Below are 15,031 nucleotides of genomic sequence, written 5' to 3' on the forward strand. Positions count from 1 at the left end.
GCTCACTGAACAACATATTCTAGAGGTCTAACGAACAATGGCTGCGAAAGACGTACGCTTCTCCGATGACGCGCGCCACCGCATGGTCGCCGGCGTCAACACCCTGGCCAACGCCGTGAAGGTCACCCTGGGCCCCCGCGGTCGCAACGTGGTGCTGGACAAGAGCTTCGGCGCTCCCACCGTGACCAAGGACGGCGTGTCCGTCGCCAAGGAAATCGAACTCAAGGACAAGTTCGAGAACATGGGCGCCCAGATGGTCAAGGAAGTCGCCTCCCAGACTTCCGATGTGGCCGGTGACGGCACCACCACCGCCACCGTGCTGGCCCAGGCCATCCTGCGTGAAGGCATGAAGGCCGTGGCCGCGGGCATGAACCCGATGGATCTCAAGCGTGGCATCGACAAGGCCGTGCTTACCCTGACCGAGCAGCTGGCCACCCTGTCCAAGCCCTGCGAGGACGACCGGACCATCGCTCAGGTCGGCTCCATCTCCGCCAACTCCGACGAGGTCATCGGCCGCATCATCGCCGATGCCATGCAGAAGGTCGGCAAGGAAGGCGTGATCACCGTCGAGGAAGGCTCCGGCCTGGAGAACGAGCTGGACGTGGTCGAGGGCATGCAGTTCGATCGCGGCTACCTCAGCCCCTACTTCATCAACAACCAGCAGAGCATGTCCGCGGAGCTGGAGGACGCCTACGTCCTGCTCTTCGACAAGAAGATCTCCAACATCCGCGAGCTGCTGCCGATTCTGGAAGGTGTCGCCAAGTCCAACCGTCCGCTGCTGATCGTGGCCGAGGACGTGGAAGGCGAAGCCCTGGCCACCCTGGTGGTCAACAGCATCCGCGGCATCGTCAAGGTCGCCGCCGTCAAGGCGCCCGGCTTCGGTGATCGTCGCAAGGCCATGCTGCAGGACCTGGCCGTGCTCACCGGCGGCACCGTGATCTCCGAGGAAGTGGGCCTGTCCCTGGAGAAGGCCTCCCTGGACGACCTGGGCAGCGCCAAGAAGGTGCAGATCACCAAGGAGAACACCACCATCGTCGACGGCGCTGGTCGCAACGAAGACATCAAGGCCCGGGTCGATCAGATCCGTGCCCAGATCGAGGAAGCGACCTCCGACTACGACAAGGAGAAGCTGCAGGAGCGGGTGGCCAAGCTCGCCGGCGGCGTGGCCGTGATCAAGGTGGGTGCCGCCACCGAGATGGAAATGAAGGAGAAGAAGGCCCGCGTCGAGGATGCCCTGCACGCCACCCGCGCCGCGGTGGAAGAAGGCATCGTCCCCGGTGGCGGTGTGGCCCTGATCCGTGCCCAGCACGCGCTGGAGAGCCTCAAGGGCGACAACCACGACCAGGATGTGGGCATCGACATCATCCGCCGGGCCATCGAGGCGCCGCTGCGCACCATCGTGCAGAACGCCGGCGGTGAAGGTTCCGTGGTGGTGGATGCCGTTCGCAAGGGTGAAGGCAACTACGGTTACAACGCCCAGACCGGCGAGTACGGCGACATGGTCGAGCTGGGGATCCTGGACCCGACCAAGGTTACCCGCTCGGCGCTGCAGAACGCGGCTTCCGTGTCCGGCCTGATGATCACCACCGAGTGCATGGTTGCCGAGGCGCCGAAGGAAGAAGGCGAAGGCGGCGGCATGCCCGATATGGGTGGCATGGGCGGCATGGGTGGCATGGGCGGCATGATGTAAGCCCGGTCCCCAGGCCCCAGGCCTGAGCCCCGAAAACCCCGCGCCCCGGCGCGGGGTTTTTTATTGTGCTTCGCGGGTTGGCGGGAGAACCCACAGATCCCTCGATGGTGATGCCAGGCGGGCCGGCAGGCTTGGCGCGGACCCTCTCGGCGCGGAACCTGGGGCGGGTACGGCCGGCGGCGGACCACGATTTGGCACCGGGCTGCGCCCGGCGCTCCCCTGCGCTTCTCGCGAATCCCCTTCCGGCTGCGATGCTCGGCTGCATCGACAGCCGCCGCCAGGGCCTTCACGCGCCGGTGGGCGTTCCACCAGCAATCGGGGGCCGGGTCAGGGTGAGGTGCGCGGTGCCCGGCTTGCGTTGCCGTCCGCGGGGCGCCGCCCTGCGGCTTCGGTGTTCAATCCAGCGGCGGCAGGTGGCGGCGCTGATCCTCGTGCAGGTCCACCTCGTGCACCGCCAGTACCGGCTGACGGGCATGGCGCACCAGCCATTCGGTGGCGGAGCCGTGGAGAAAGTGCGCCAGGCCCGTGCGGCTGCCGGTGCCCATGGCGATCATGTCGGCCTCCCAGGCGTCCGCGTGCTCACTGATTTTCTCCGCAGCCTTGCCGATCTCCAGGGCGATCTCCTCACCATCCAGTGCCCAGGCCTCGAGCCGGTCCCGGGCCTGCTGTTCCGCTTCGCCGCGGATTTCCTTGGCGTGCATGGGGTTGATCTTCGGTTCGGCCGTCCTGGAGGCCAGTTCGCTGGGGTTCAGCACATGCAGCAGGCGCACGGTGGCGCCCTCCGGGCAGTAGTCCCGAGCCACGGCCAGTGCGCAGGCGGAAGCCCGGGAGAAGTCCACGGGGACGAGTATGCGTCGCAGCATTGTGTTGAAACTCCCTTGGTCTGGGGCATCTGTTACAGGGGCGGCGGCAGCTACAGGGCGCGCCGAAGCGCTGCCTGCGCGCCCGGGTGCTGCCTTGTTGCTTGGGCTCCAGTGTCGCGTCTGCGTGCGCCGCTTTCCAGCGCTTTTTGCCCGCCGCGCTTGCGGCGGCGCAGCACAAGTCCTAGAATTCGCCACCTCCTGTCACGGGTCAAGGCCGCGGTCATGCGGCGAGATCGTTTCCGTCGGCTGCAAGGCCCGATGGTTTAGATGCGCCACGCATCCGCGCCCCCGCCCCGCACACCGCTGTACCGAACGGAATCGGCTCCGGCCCGTCCAGTCAAACCCGACTCGGCGCCTTCAGGTGCGCCCCGAACGCAGAGACTGTGCATGTCGTCCCAGACTTTCAAACGCGGCTCCTGGACCCTGCGCCAGCAGTGGTTCTCCAATGTGCGCGGTGATCTGATCGCCGGGATCGTGGTGGCCCTGGCGCTGATCCCCGAGGCCATCGCCTTCTCCATCATCGCCGGGGTGGACCCCAAGGTGGGGCTGTACGCCTCCTTCACCATGGCGGTGACCATCGCCTTCGCCGGGGGGCGCTCGGGGATGATCTCGGCGGCCACGGGCGCCATGGCGCTGTTGATGATCGACCTGGTGGCCGATCATGGGCTGGAGTATCTGTTCGCCGCGACCATCCTCACCGGGGTGCTGCAGATCATCTTCGGGGCGCTGAAACTCGCCCGTTACATGATGTTCATACCGCGCACGGTGATGCTGGGCTTCGTCAACGCCCTGGCCATCCTGATCTTCATGGCGCAGCTGCCGCATTTCGTCGGCCTGGGCATGACCACCTATGTCATCGTCGCCGCGGGCCTGGCGATCCTCTACGGGCTGCCCTACATCACCCGCGCGGTGCCGCCGGGGCTGGTGGCCATCGTGCTGCTCACCGTGGTGGTGGTGTTCTTCGACATTCCGGTGCGCACCGTGGGGGATATGGGCGAGTTGCCTGACGGCATGCCCTTCTTCCATCTGCCGGCGGTGCCGCTCAACTGGGAGACGCTGCAGATCATCTTCCCGGTGGCCCTCGCCCTGGCGCTGGTGGGCCTGCTGGAATCCCTGCTCACCGCGTCCATCCTCGATGACCTGACCGATACGCCCAGCCGCAAGAACACCGAGTCCCGCGGCCAGGGCATCGCCAATATCGTCACCGGCTGCTTCGGCGGCATGGCGGGCTGCGCGATGATCGGCCAGTCCATCATCAACATCAAAAGCGATGGTCGGGGGCGGCTGTCCACGCTGGCCGCGGGCATCTACCTGCTGTTCTTCATCCTGGTGCTGGGCGAGTGGGTGTCGCTGATTCCCATGCCCGCGCTGGTGGCGGTGATGATCATGGTCTCCATCAGCACCTTCGACTGGACCTCCATTCCCATGCTGACGAAGCTGCCCCGCAGCGATGCCTTCGTGCTGATCGTCACGGTGGCGACCGTGGTGCTCACTCACGATCTGGCCAAGGGCGTGTTCGCCGGCGTGCTGCTGAGTGCGGTGTTCTTCGCCCGCAAGATGGTGCGGCAGATCCATGTGCGCGCCGAGGACAGCGCGGACGGGCGGCATCGCACCTATCATGTGTCCGGCGCGCTGTTTTTCGTTGCCGTGGACCATTTTCTCGCCGGCTTCGACTACCAGGCCGGGGTGCCCAAGGTGACCCTGGACTTCAGCCACGCTTCGCTCTGGGACAGCTCCGCCATCGGTGCCGTGGACAAGGTGGTGGGCAAGCTGCGGCGCAGCGGCGCGGACGTGGACGTAATCCCGCCGGAGTACGAGGGGCGGGAGCTGTTGGAGAAGCTCGCGGCCTATGACAAACCGGGTCGCGATGGGGCCGGCCACTAGGGAGGCGCTGATCGGCTCCCTGGCGCCTCCGACCCTCTAACGGGTAGGCCGCCCGCTCCCATGGGGCGAGACTTCGCTGTAAGCTCGCCCCATGAGCATGGACAAGGCCCTCCAAGCGCTCCCCGACGCCCTGCGTGAGCAAGTGGCCGGCTGGTGGGCGGATTTCCACGCCGAGCAGACACTGCCCGCAGCCCCCGCGGTGGGAGAAAGCCTTCCCCGGGTCTGGGCCTGCAGTGAATTTGTCGCCCGCGCCTGCCTGCGCCAGCCCGGCCTGCTCGCCGAGCTCTCCGATAGCGGCGATCTCGGCCTGGTCTACGGTGCGGACGCTTACCGGGACCGCTTGGCCCGGTTGCTGGAGGGCGTTACTGAGGAACAGGCCCTGGCTCGTGCGCTGCGCCTGTTTCGCCGCCGGGAGATGGTCCGTATCGCCTGGCGGGATCTGGCCGGCTGGGCGGCGCTGGACGAAGTGCTGCGGGATCTGTCGGCGCTCGCCGAGACTTGCATCGATCTCACCCTCGACCGCCTGCATGCCTGGCAGTGCGCCGAGTGGGGCGTGCCCCGCAACGAGGCCGGCACCGAGCAGCGCATGGTGGTGCTCGGCATGGGCAAGCTCGGCGGCGGCGAGCTGAACTTCTCCTCCGACATCGACCTGATCTTCGCCTTCCCCGAGCCCGGAGAAACCGACGGCAAGAAGCCGCGGGACAACGAAGAGTTCTTCACCCGCCTGGGTCGGCGGCTGATCACCGCCCTGGATGCCACCACCTCCGACGGGCAGGTGTTCCGCGTCGACATGCGTCTGCGTCCCTACGGCGCCAGCGGCCCCCTGGCGGCGAGTTTCGATGCGTTGGAACATTACTACCAGCACCAGGGCCGGGAGTGGGAACGCTACGCCTTCATCAAGGCCCGCCCGGTGGGTGGCGACTACCAGGCCGGCGCCGAGTTGCTGGAGATGCTGCGCCCCTTCGTCTATCGCCGGTACCTGGACTACGGCGCGCTGGAAGAGTTGCGTGCCATGAAGGCGATGATCATGCGCGAGGTGGCGCGCCGGGGGCTGGAGGGTAACGTCAAGCTCAGCCGCGGCGGTATCCGCGAGATCGAGTTCATCGGTCAGGCCTTCCAGTTGATCCGCGGCGGGCGCGAGCCGGCCCTGCGAGAGCGGCGCATACTGCCGGTGCTCGCGCACCTGGGCGAGACGGACACTCTCCCGCCCCGGGCGGTGGGCGAGCTGCAGGAAGCCTATGTGTTCCTGCGCCGGGTCGAGAACCGCCTGCAGGCGGTGAACGACCGCCAGACTCATGACCTGCCAGTGCTCGAGCGCGAGCGCGTCCGTCTGGCCTATGCCATGGGATTCGACAGCTGGGAGCGGTTTCGGGAAGCGTTGGATCATCATCGCCGCGCGGTGCAGGACGGTTTCGATCAGGTCTTCGTGGCTCCGCAGGCGGAAGGCGAGGAGCGCAATTTGCTCGCCGAGCTCTGGCGGGGCGAACTGGACGAGCAGGCCGCCACCGTGGTGCTGGAGCAGCAGGGCTTCGGCGACCCGGTGGAGGCCCTGCGCCGGGTCGCGGCTTTCCGGGGGAGCTCCGCCGCCCGTGCGTTGAGCACCCAGGGGCGCGCTCGGCTGGCCCGGCTGATGCCGTTGCTGCTCGGCGCCATTGGTGCCGCGTCCGGCCCCGATGAGACCCTGGCCCGCATCCTCGAGATGCTGGAAGCCATCGCCCGGCGCACCGCCTATCTCTCCCTGCTGGTGGAGCACCCCATGGCGCTCTCCCAGCTGGTGCGGCTGTGCGCCGGCAGCAGCTGGATCGCGCGGTATCTGGCCCGCCACCCCCTGCTGCTGGACGAGCTGCTGGATCCGCGCACGCTCTACGCGCCGCTCAAGCGCGACGCGCTCGCCGAAGAGCTCTCGCACCGGCTCGCCGGCGTGGATCCGCTGGATCAGGAGCAGACCATGGAGCTGCTGCGGCTGTTCCAGCAGACCAACACCCTGCGGGTGGCTGCCGCGGACATCAGTGGCGCGGTGCCGCTGATGGTGGTCAGCGACTACCTGACCTGGTTGGCGGAGGCCCTGGTCGAGCAGGTGCTGGCGCTGGCCTATGCGCAGATCAGCGCCCGCTACGGCCGCCCGCGGGTGGAGGTCGACGGCGAGCGGCGAGAGCCGGGCTTTGGCATCGTCGCCTATGGCAAGCTCGGTGGTATCGAGCTCGGCTATGGGTCCGATCTGGACCTGGTGTTTCTCTACGAGGCCGAGGGGGAGCCGCTGGGCACTGACGGCGAGCGTTGTCTGGACAACGCCGTGTTCTTCGCCCGGCTCACCCAGCGCATCATCCACATACTGGGCACCACCACGCCGGGGGGCACCCTTTACGACGTGGATACCCGGCTGCGCCCCAGCGGCGAGTCCGGCCTGCTCACCATCGGACTGGACGCGTTCGCCGAGTATCAGCGGGACAAGGCCTGGACCTGGGAGCACCAGGCCCTGGTGCGGGCCCGCTACGTGGCGGGCAATGCGCGGCTGGGCGAGGGTTTCGAGGCGGTCCGCCGCGAGACCCTGTGTCGGGAGCGCGCGCCGAACGTGCTGCGCCGGGAGGTGCGGGAGATGCGCGAGCGCATGCGTGGCCAGCTGGCCACGGGTGGCGCGAATGAGTTTGACCTGAAGCAGGACCGCGGCGCTATCGCTGATATCGAGTTTGTGGTGCAATATGGCGTTCTGTCGGGGGCGGCCCGACACCCGCAACTGCTGCGATACACGGACAATATCCGCCTGCTGGACGCGCTGGCCGAGGTCGGTTGGCTGAACAGCGAAGATGCCGTGCTGCTGGCCGACGCCTACCGGGCCTATCGCGCCAAGGTGCACCGGCTGACCCTGCAGGGCCAGTTGGCCCGTGTCGCCGCCGACGAGTTTACCGAGTACCGCCAGGCCGTAAGCGCGCTTTGGGGGCGCTTGATGGAAGAGGCAAGTGAGCCGGACGGCGCGTCCGGTGCTGACTGAGGAGATCCCTGCCCATGACGATGGATGATCGCGACGGCGTCATCTGGTTCGATGGCGAGTTCGTGCCCTGGCGTGATGCCAAGGTCCATGTGCTCACCCATACCCTGCATTACGGCGTCGGCGTATTCGAGGGCATCCGTGCCTACAAGACGCCCCGGGGCACGGCCATCTTCCGGCTCGAGGAGCACACCCGGCGGCTGCTCAATTCCGGCAAGATCCTCGGTATCGACATCCCCTGGAGCGCCGAGGAGATCAACCGCGCCTGCCTCGCGGCGGTGCGCGAGAACGGTCTGGAGAGCGCCTATATCCGGCCCATGTGCTTCTACGGCTCCGAGGGCATGGGCCTGCATGCCCACAACCTGGAAGTGCACATGATCGTCGCCGCCTGGGAATGGGGCGCGTACCTGGGTGCGGAGAACATGGAGCGGGGCATCCGCATCAAGACCTCCTCCTACACCCGCCACCATGTGAACTCCAACATGTGCCGGGCCAAGTCCAACGGCGCCTACATCAACTCCATCATGGCGCTGCAGGAAGCTGAATCCAGTGGCTATGACGAGGCGTTGCTGCTGGACGCCGACGGCTACGTGGCCGAGGGCTCCGGCGAGAACTTCTTCCTGGTGCGCGACGGCGTGCTCTACACCCCGGCGCTGGGTTCGGTGCTGGAGGGCATCACCCGCGACACCGTCATTCGCCTGGCCCGCGAGGAACTGGGCCTGCAGGTGGTGGAGAAGCGCATCACCCGCGACGAGGTGTACATCGCCGACGAGGCCTTCTTCACCGGCACCGCCGCCGAGGTCACCCCTATCCGCGAGCTGGACGGGCGCAGCATCGGCGCCGGCGGCCGCGGGCCGCTGACCACGCAGCTGCAGCGGCTGTATTTCGATCAGGTGGAAGGCCGCCGGGACACCTATCCCGAGTGGCTTGCCTACGTGGACTGAGAGAGTTTCAGGAGACTGCCGTGCCCAACCCGCACACCTACGAGCGCGACGATCTGATCCAGCCCAACGCGGCCAACCGCTACGAGGTGGCCGCCGCGGATCTGCCGCTGACCTGCCCCATGCCGGGCATGTACCTGTGGAACTCCCACCCCAAGGTCTACATCCCGCTGCACAAGACCGGCGAGGGGCGCTGCATGTATTGCGGCGCCGAATACGTGCTCAAGGACTTCCAGGAAAAGCCCCTGGAGGTACAGCGTCAGCATCGCCGGGAAGCGCCGCGCTAAGCGCCCGTTTTGACGGACGCTCCTCGTTATCTGGTCGTCGGCCCGTCCTGGGTCGGCGACATGGTCATGGCCCAGAGTCTGTTCATGCGCCTGCGCGAGACGCAGCCGCAGGCGGTGATCGACGTGCTCGCGCCGGGCTGGACCGAGCCGCTGCTCGCGCGCATGCCCCAGGTCAACCAGGCGCTGACCATGCCCTTGGGGCACGGCCAGCTGCAGCTGGGTCTGCGTCGCCGGCTGGGGCGTGAACTGCGGGCCCGTGCCTATACCGATGCCCTCGTCCTGCCCAATTCCCTGAAATCCGCTCTGGTGCCGTACTGGGCCGGCATCCGCCGGCGGGTGGGCTATCGCGGCGAAGCGCGCTACGGCCTGCTCACCGAGCCGCGCGCGCTGGACAAGCAACGGCTGCAGCGCACGGTGGAGCGTTTCGTGGCACTGGCCGAGCCCGCCGATGCACCGCAGCCGCCACGCATTGACGCACCCCGCCTGGTGGTGGAGGCCGACGGCGTGGCTGCGGCGCGCGCGCGCCTGGCGCTGGAGAGCGAAGCACCGGTGCTGGCGCTTTGCCCCGGAGCCGAGTACGGACCGGCCAAGCGCTGGCCGGTGGGGTATTTCGCCGAGCTGGCGCGCGCGCACCTTGCCCGGGGCTGGCAGGTGTGGATCTTCGGCTCCCACAAGGATCGCGAGGTGTCCGCGCAGATCGACCGCCTGAGCGGCGGACGCTGCGCCGATCTGGCCGGCGAGACCAGCCTGGCCGAGGCCATTGATCTGATGTCGGTGGCCAGCGCGGTGGTCAGTAACGATTCCGGCCTGATGCACGTGGCGGCGGCCCTGCAGCGACCCTTGGTGGCGCTGTACGGCTCCTCCGACCCGGGCTTTACCCCGCCGCTGAACGATGAGGCCCGCATCCTGCGCCGCGGCCTGTCCTGCAGCCCCTGCTTCAAGCGGGAGTGCCCGCTGGGGCATCTGCGCTGTCTGCGCGAGATCACGCCGGAGCAGGTGCTGGCGCAGTTGCCGCGGTGAAGCCGGCCATGGGCGTACCTGAACCGCTGAAGCTGGCATTCGCCGTCTCCCTGTTCTTCGAGTTCGGGGGCATGCAGCGCAGCATGCTGCGCATCCTCCGCGCCTGCCGCGATGCCGGCGCCGAGGTGCATGTCTACACCGGTGGCTGGCGTGCCCCGCGGGAGCCGGGTATCCACGTCCATGAGCTGGATACCCGCGCGCCCACCAACCACGCAAGCAATGCGCTGCTGGCGCGCAAGCTGGCCGAGGCCGTGGCGGCGGCCGGTGATTTCGACGCGGTGGTGGGTTTCACCAAGCTGCCGGGGCTGGATGTGTATTACGCGGGCGACCCCTGCTTCGCCGAGCGCCTGAGTGGGCGCATCCGTCTGCTGCGCTGGCTGCCCCGCTACCGGGCCTCGCTGGCTTTCGAGCGGGCCGTGTTCGCCGCCGGCGAGGATACCGACATACTGCTCATCGCCCACGATCAGGCCGAGATCTTCCGCCGCCACTACGGCACCGAGCCCGAGCGCCTGCACCTGCTGCCGCCGGGCATCAACCGCGGCCGGCTGGTGCCGCCGCCCCCGGACGAGGACATTCGCGCCGTGCGCGAGGAATTGGGCCTGGGCGCCGATGAGCGGTTGCTGCTCAATGTGGCGGCACGTTTTCGCACCAAGGGCGTGGATCGCATCCTGCGGGCCCAGGCCTCGCTGCCCGAGGCGCTGCGCGCCCGCACCCATCTGGCGGTGATCGGCGAGGACAAGGCCGGCCCTTACCAGCGGCTGGCGAAGCGGCTGGGGATCGCGCCCCGCGTGCACTTCCTGGGCGGCCGGAGCGATGTGGCCCGCTACTACTACGCGGCGGATCTGCTGGTGCACCCGGCCTATACCGAGAACACCGGCACCACCCTGATCGAGGCCATGGTCTGCGGCCTGCCGGTGCTCACCACCGCCAACTGCGGCTTCGCACCCTACGTGGAAGAGGCCCGCGCCGGCCTGGTATGCCCGCAGCCTTTCCAGCAGGCACGCTTCAATGCGCTTCTGGGCCAGGCGCTGGAGGATACGGATGCACTGACACGCTGGGGTGAGCAGGGTGCGGGCTACGCCGCGTCCCGGGACTTCTACAGCCTCATCGAGCGGGCGGCGGAGCGCATTCTCGCCCGTGCCCGGGCTAATCGGGAGCGCCCATGATCCGCATCGAGCCGCCCTACCGGAGCCTGTTCGCCCAGTGGCGTTTCGAGGACTTTCTCGCCCTGGAAGGCCAGGTCTACAAGCGCATTCAGAACCGCCGCACCTTGCGTTTCGAGCGCGAGGGGCGGGGGTTCTTCATCAAGGTGCACCGGGGTGTGGGCTGGCGGGAGGTGTTCAAGAACCTCAGCCAGGGCAAGCTGCCGGTGCTGGGGGCGGGTAACGAGTGGCGGGCGATCCGCCGCCTGCACGCGCTGGGGCTGGATACCATGCGCGAGGTGGCGCTGGGCGTACGGGGCTTGAACCCGGCCGCGCAGGAATCCTTCCTGGTAACCGAGGAGTTGGCTGAGACGCTGAGCCTGGAGCAATACGCCGCACTCTGGGCGACGCAGCCCCCAGCCCCGGCCTTTCGCCGGGCGCTGATCAAAGAGGTGGCGCGCATCGCCCGGGTACTGCACGGCAACGGTGTCAATCACCGGGATTTCTACATTTGCCACCTGTTGATGGACCGCGCCCAGCTGGCGCGGCCAGATCCGGCGAGCCTGCGCCTGTACGTGATCGATCTGCACCGCGCCCAGTGCCGACGCCGCACGCCCCGGCGCTGGGTGGTGAAGGATGTGGGGGCGCTGTACTACTCGGTGATGGACCTTGGGCTCGGTCGGCGGGACCTGCTGCGCTTCATGCGCGAGTACAGCGGCGGCAGCCTGCGCGAGACCCTGAGCCGGGACGCGGCCTTCTGGCGCGCGGTGCGGGGGCGCGCCCGGCGCCTCTACGGCAAGTCGCCGGGCTGACCCGTGCCCATCGCGCGGCTACAATGCCCCGATCATTATCGGGACGGTTCTCCATGACGTGCAAAGGCATCATTCTCGCGGGCGGCACTGGCACCCGGCTGCATCCGCTGACTCACACCGTGAGCAAGCAGCTGATGCCGGTCTACGACAAGCCCATGGTCTACTACCCCCTGGTCACCCTGATGCAGGCGGGCATACGCGAGATCCTGGTCATCACCACGCCCCATGACCAGGCCGCCTTCCAGGCGCTGCTCGGCGACGGACGCCAATGGGGCCTGTCGCTCAGCTACGCCGCCCAACCCAGCCCCGACGGGCTGGCCCAGGCCTTCCTGATCGGCGAGGAGTTCATCGGCGATGAGCCGGTCTGCCTGATCCTGGGCGATAACATCTTCTACGGCGAGGGTCTGCCGGAGCGCCTGCGCCAGGCAGCCCAGCGCCGCGAAGGCGCCACCGTGTTCGGTTATTACGTCAAGGAGCCCCAGCGTTACGGCGTGGTGAGTTTCGATGCCGAGGGCCGGGCCGTGGATATCGAGGAGAAGCCCGAGCGGCCCCGCTCCCATTACGCGGTGACCGGGCTGTATTTTTACGACCGCGATGTGGTGGAGATCGCCCGCGGCATTCGCCCCTCCGCCCGGGGGGAGCTGGAGATCACCGACGTCAACCGTGCCTATCTCGCCCGGGGGGACCTGCAGGTGGAGCGCCTGGGACGCGGTACCGCCTGGCTGGACACCGGCACTCACGATGCGTTGCTGGATGCGGCGAACTTCGTGCGGGTGGTGGAGCAGCGCCAGGGGCTGAAGATTTCCTGCCCCGAGGAGATCGCCTACCGCCAGGGCTGGATCAGCTCCGAGGAGCTGGCCGCGCTGGCCGCGCCACTCAGCAAGAACAGCTACGGCGCCTATCTGCGCCTGATCCTCGAGGACGGTATGCCATGAAGTTCACACCCTTGCATATCCCCGAGGTGGTGTTGATCGAGCCGAAGGTCTTCGGCGATGAGCGGGGGTTTTTCCTGGAGAGCTGGAACCGGCAAAGCTTCGCGAAGGCGGGCATCGACCAGGATTTCGTGCAGGACAACCACAGCTCGTCAGCCCAGGGAGTGCTGCGCGGCCTGCACTACCAGATCCGCCAGCCCCAGGGAAAACTGGTGCGGGTTATCAGCGGCGAAGTCTTCGACGTCGCGGTGGATCTGCGCCGCGGCTCGCCGCACTTCGGCCGCTGGGTGGGTGCGCGGCTGTCCGCGCAGAACAAGCACATGCTCTGGGTGCCGCCGGGTTTTGCCCACGGTTTCTACGTGCTCAGCGAGCGGGCCGAATTCTGCTACAAGTGCACCGACTACTACGCCCCGGAGCACGAGCGCAGCCTGCGCTGGGATGACTCGAGGCTTGCCATCGACTGGCCGCTGCCCCCTGGCACGGAACCGGTGCTGTCCGCCAAGGACGCCGACGCGGTGGGCCTGGCGGAGGCGGAGGTGTATCCGTGAAGGTGCTGGTCACCGGCGGCGCCGGGCAGTTGGGACGGGAGCTGGCTCGCAGCCGCCCCGAGGGCGTGGAACTGTTGAGCCCCGAGCGAAAGGCGCTGGACATCGTCGATGGGGCCGCGGTGGATGACTTCCTGCGCACCCACGCGCCGGCTGTCATCATCAACGCCGCCGCCTACACGGCGGTGGACCGGGCCGAACAGGAAGCGGCGCTGGCCGAAGCGGTGAATGCCGAAGGGGCGGCCAACCTGGCCCGAGCCGCCCGTGCGCAGGGCGCGCGCCTGGTGCAGGTCTCCACCGATTTTGTCTTCGATGGTGCCCAGGGCCGCCCCTACCGCCCGGAGGATGCCGTCGGCCCCCTGAGCGTCTACGGGCAGAGCAAGCTGCGTGGCGAGCAGGCGGTGCGCGAACAGCTGGGCGATGAGGCGCTGATCCTGCGCACCGCCTGGGTCTATGCCGCGCAAGGTAAAAACTTCGTGCACAGCATGCTGCGGCTGATGGCCGAGCGCGACGAGCTGGCGGTGGTCGTGGACCAGTTGGGCACGCCCACCTGGGCGCGCGGCCTCGCGGCGGCCATCTGGCGGGCTCTGGCGCTGGGCATCAGGGGCACACAGCACTGGACCGATGCCGGTGTGGCGAGCTGGTACGATTTCGCCGTGGCCATCCAGGAAGAGGCGCTGGCGCTGGGCCTGCTGGAGCGTCCCGTGACCATCCGCCCCATCCGCAGCGAACAGTTCCCCACCCCGGCCCGCCGCCCCGCCGGCGCCGTGCTGGACAAGTCCGCCTTCTGGGAGGCGCTGGGTGAAGTCCCGCCCCACTGGCGAGTGGCGCTGCGGGCCATGTTGAAGGAGCTCGCCCATGGCTAGCTTGCTGGTTACCGGCGGTGCCGGCTTCATCGGCGCGAACTTTGTCCACTACTGGCTGGCGCGCTACCCCGAGGACCGGCTGGTGGTGCTGGATGCGCTCACCTATGCGGGGCGGCGGGAAAATCTGGCGCCAGTGCTCGAACAGCCGGCGCTGCGCTTCGTCCACGGTGATATTCGGGATCAGGCGCTGGTGGAGCGCCTGCTGCGCGAAGAGTCCCTGGACACGGTGGTGCATTTCGCCGCCGAGAGCCACGTGGACCGCTCCATCAGCGGGCCCGCGGCCTTCGTGGAGACCAATGTCACGGGCACGCTGAGCCTGTTGCAGGCAGCGCAGAACGTGTGGCTGGCGGGCAGCGGCCGCCCGCACCGCTTTCACCACGTCTCCACGGACGAGGTCTACGGCTCCCTGGGCCCAGCCGATCCGGCTTTCACCGAGACCACCGCCTACGCGCCCAATTCTCCCTATTCGGCGAGCAAGGCCGCCTCCGATCATCTGGTGCGCGCCTGGCACCACACCTACGGCCTGCAGGTTACCACCAGCAACTGCTCCAACAACTACGGCCCCTATCAGTTCCCCGAAAAGCTCATCCCCCTGATGCTCACCCGCCTGCTGCACGGCGAGTCGCTGCCGGTTTATGGCGATGGACGCAACGTGCGCGATTGGCTGCACGTGGAAGACCATGCCCGGGGCATAGAGCAGGTGCTGCGGCGAGGGCGCGTGGGTGAGGTCTATAACATCGGCGGCGAGAACGAGTGGAACAACATCGCGCTGGTGCGCCTGATCTGCGCGCGTCTGGATGAGACCTTCGCCGCGCGCCCGGAGCTTTCCGCCCGTTACCCCGAGGCCGCGCCGGCGCGCGGCGAGCCCTGCGAGAGCCTGATCCGCTTCGTCCGCGACCGGCCCGGCCATGACGCGCGCTACGCCATCAACCCGGACAAGGTGCGCGCGGAGCTGGATTTTCGGCCCGCGCACACCCTGGAGAGCGGGCTGGCCGCGACCATGGAGTGGTACCTGGCCCATCCCCAGTGGTGGCGCCCCCTGTGCCGGGCGGCGGGCTGAGCG

At 68.0% G+C, this 15,031-nt stretch carries 13 protein-coding genes; 12 read left to right on the plus strand and 1 reads right to left on the minus strand.

The genetic code is table 11. The features are described 5' to 3' along the window. Window positions 1-37: 37 nt before the first annotated feature. Entirely contained in the window at window positions 38-1,690 is a 1,653-nt protein-coding gene (groL, locus tag GBG68_RS05235) for a chaperonin GroEL (protein ID WP_152145873.1), read from the plus strand. Window positions 1,691-2,085: 395 nt separating this feature from the next. Here groL and GBG68_RS05240 read toward each other — a convergent pair whose 3' ends face one another. Then, a complete protein-coding gene (locus GBG68_RS05240; RefSeq protein WP_152145874.1) occupies window positions 2,086-2,553 on the minus strand; it encodes a universal stress protein in 468 nt (155 codons plus the stop codon). Window positions 2,554-2,940: 387 nt separating this feature from the next. On the opposite strand from GBG68_RS05240, the gene GBG68_RS05245 reads away from it, so the two are divergent. The 11 genes from GBG68_RS05245 to rfbB all read left to right on the plus strand — a co-directional run bounded on the left by GBG68_RS05245 (window position 2,941) and on the right by rfbB (window position 15,028). After that, window positions 2,941-4,437: a SulP family inorganic anion transporter gene (locus GBG68_RS05245; RefSeq protein ID WP_152145875.1), complete on the plus strand. Its 1,497-nt coding sequence runs from the start codon at window positions 2,941-2,943 to the stop codon at window positions 4,435-4,437. A gap of 91 nt (window positions 4,438-4,528) precedes the next feature. Then, on the plus strand, window positions 4,529-7,426 hold the full coding sequence (glnE, locus tag GBG68_RS05250; protein WP_152145876.1) for a bifunctional [glutamate--ammonia ligase]-adenylyl-L-tyrosine phosphorylase/[glutamate--ammonia-ligase] adenylyltransferase: 2,898 nt from the start codon (window positions 4,529-4,531) through the stop codon (window positions 7,424-7,426). Between the two features lie 14 nt (window positions 7,427-7,440). Further along, complete coding sequence (locus tag GBG68_RS05255; RefSeq protein WP_152145877.1) at window positions 7,441-8,367, plus strand: branched-chain amino acid transaminase; 927 nt, start codon at window positions 7,441-7,443, stop codon at window positions 8,365-8,367. 20 nt (window positions 8,368-8,387) lie between these two features. Then, a complete protein-coding gene (locus GBG68_RS05260) occupies window positions 8,388-8,651 on the plus strand; it encodes a zinc-finger domain-containing protein (protein ID WP_152145878.1) in 264 nt (87 codons plus the stop codon). 9 nt (window positions 8,652-8,660) lie between these two features. Beyond that, the gene (gene waaF, locus GBG68_RS05265; RefSeq protein ID WP_226801664.1) at window positions 8,661-9,671 is read left to right on the plus strand and encodes a lipopolysaccharide heptosyltransferase II; all 1,011 of its coding nucleotides are present in this window, start codon (window positions 8,661-8,663) and stop codon (window positions 9,669-9,671) included. A gap of 8 nt (window positions 9,672-9,679) precedes the next feature. After that, the gene (locus GBG68_RS05270; RefSeq protein ID WP_152145879.1) at window positions 9,680-10,837 is read left to right on the plus strand and encodes a glycosyltransferase family 4 protein; all 1,158 of its coding nucleotides are present in this window, start codon (window positions 9,680-9,682) and stop codon (window positions 10,835-10,837) included. After that, window positions 10,834-11,625, plus strand: coding sequence for a lipopolysaccharide core heptose(I) kinase RfaP (gene rfaP / locus GBG68_RS05275; RefSeq protein ID WP_152145880.1), 792 nt, complete (start codon window positions 10,834-10,836; stop codon window positions 11,623-11,625). Before GBG68_RS05270 ends, rfaP begins: the two co-directional genes overlap by 4 nt. A gap of 53 nt (window positions 11,626-11,678) precedes the next feature. After that, entirely contained in the window at window positions 11,679-12,560 is an 882-nt protein-coding gene (gene rfbA / locus GBG68_RS05280; RefSeq protein ID WP_152145881.1) for a glucose-1-phosphate thymidylyltransferase RfbA, read from the plus strand. After that, the gene (rfbC, locus tag GBG68_RS05285) at window positions 12,557-13,105 is read left to right on the plus strand and encodes a dTDP-4-dehydrorhamnose 3,5-epimerase (RefSeq protein ID WP_152145882.1); all 549 of its coding nucleotides are present in this window, start codon (window positions 12,557-12,559) and stop codon (window positions 13,103-13,105) included. Before rfbA ends, rfbC begins: the two co-directional genes overlap by 4 nt. Then, window positions 13,102-13,968, plus strand: a complete 867-nt coding sequence (gene rfbD / locus GBG68_RS05290) for a dTDP-4-dehydrorhamnose reductase (protein ID WP_152145883.1) — start codon at window positions 13,102-13,104, stop codon at window positions 13,966-13,968. The genes rfbC and rfbD overlap by 4 nt, the downstream gene beginning before the upstream one ends. After that, window positions 13,961-15,028: a dTDP-glucose 4,6-dehydratase gene (gene rfbB / locus GBG68_RS05295; protein ID WP_152145884.1), complete on the plus strand. Its 1,068-nt coding sequence runs from the start codon at window positions 13,961-13,963 to the stop codon at window positions 15,026-15,028. Before rfbD ends, rfbB begins: the two co-directional genes overlap by 8 nt. Window positions 15,029-15,031 lie beyond the last annotated feature (3 nt).

Source organism: Alkalilimnicola sp. S0819 (assembly GCF_009295635.1).
GTDB lineage: Bacteria > Pseudomonadota > Gammaproteobacteria > Nitrococcales > WHIW01 > S0819.

Bases quoted from the DNA above. Each gene is read 5' to 3' on its own strand.
- groL (WP_152145873.1), top strand. From the start codon at position 38: ATGGCTGCGAAAGACGTACGCTTCTCCGATGACGCGCGCCACCGCATG.
- GBG68_RS05240 (WP_152145874.1), bottom strand. From the start codon at position 2,553: ATGCTGCGACGCATACTCGTCCCCGTGGACTTCTCCCGGGCTTCCGCC.
- GBG68_RS05245 (WP_152145875.1), top strand. From the start codon at position 2,941: ATGTCGTCCCAGACTTTCAAACGCGGCTCCTGGACCCTGCGCCAGCAG.
- glnE (WP_152145876.1), top strand. From the start codon at position 4,529: ATGAGCATGGACAAGGCCCTCCAAGCGCTCCCCGACGCCCTGCGTGAG.
- GBG68_RS05255 (WP_152145877.1), top strand. From the start codon at position 7,441: ATGACGATGGATGATCGCGACGGCGTCATCTGGTTCGATGGCGAGTTC.
- GBG68_RS05270 (WP_152145879.1), top strand. From the start codon at position 9,680: ATGGGCGTACCTGAACCGCTGAAGCTGGCATTCGCCGTCTCCCTGTTC.
- rfaP (WP_152145880.1), top strand. From the start codon at position 10,834: ATGATCCGCATCGAGCCGCCCTACCGGAGCCTGTTCGCCCAGTGGCGT.
- rfbA (WP_152145881.1), top strand. From the start codon at position 11,679: ATGACGTGCAAAGGCATCATTCTCGCGGGCGGCACTGGCACCCGGCTG.
- rfbC (WP_152145882.1), top strand. From the start codon at position 12,557: ATGAAGTTCACACCCTTGCATATCCCCGAGGTGGTGTTGATCGAGCCG.
- rfbB (WP_152145884.1), top strand. From the start codon at position 13,961: ATGGCTAGCTTGCTGGTTACCGGCGGTGCCGGCTTCATCGGCGCGAAC.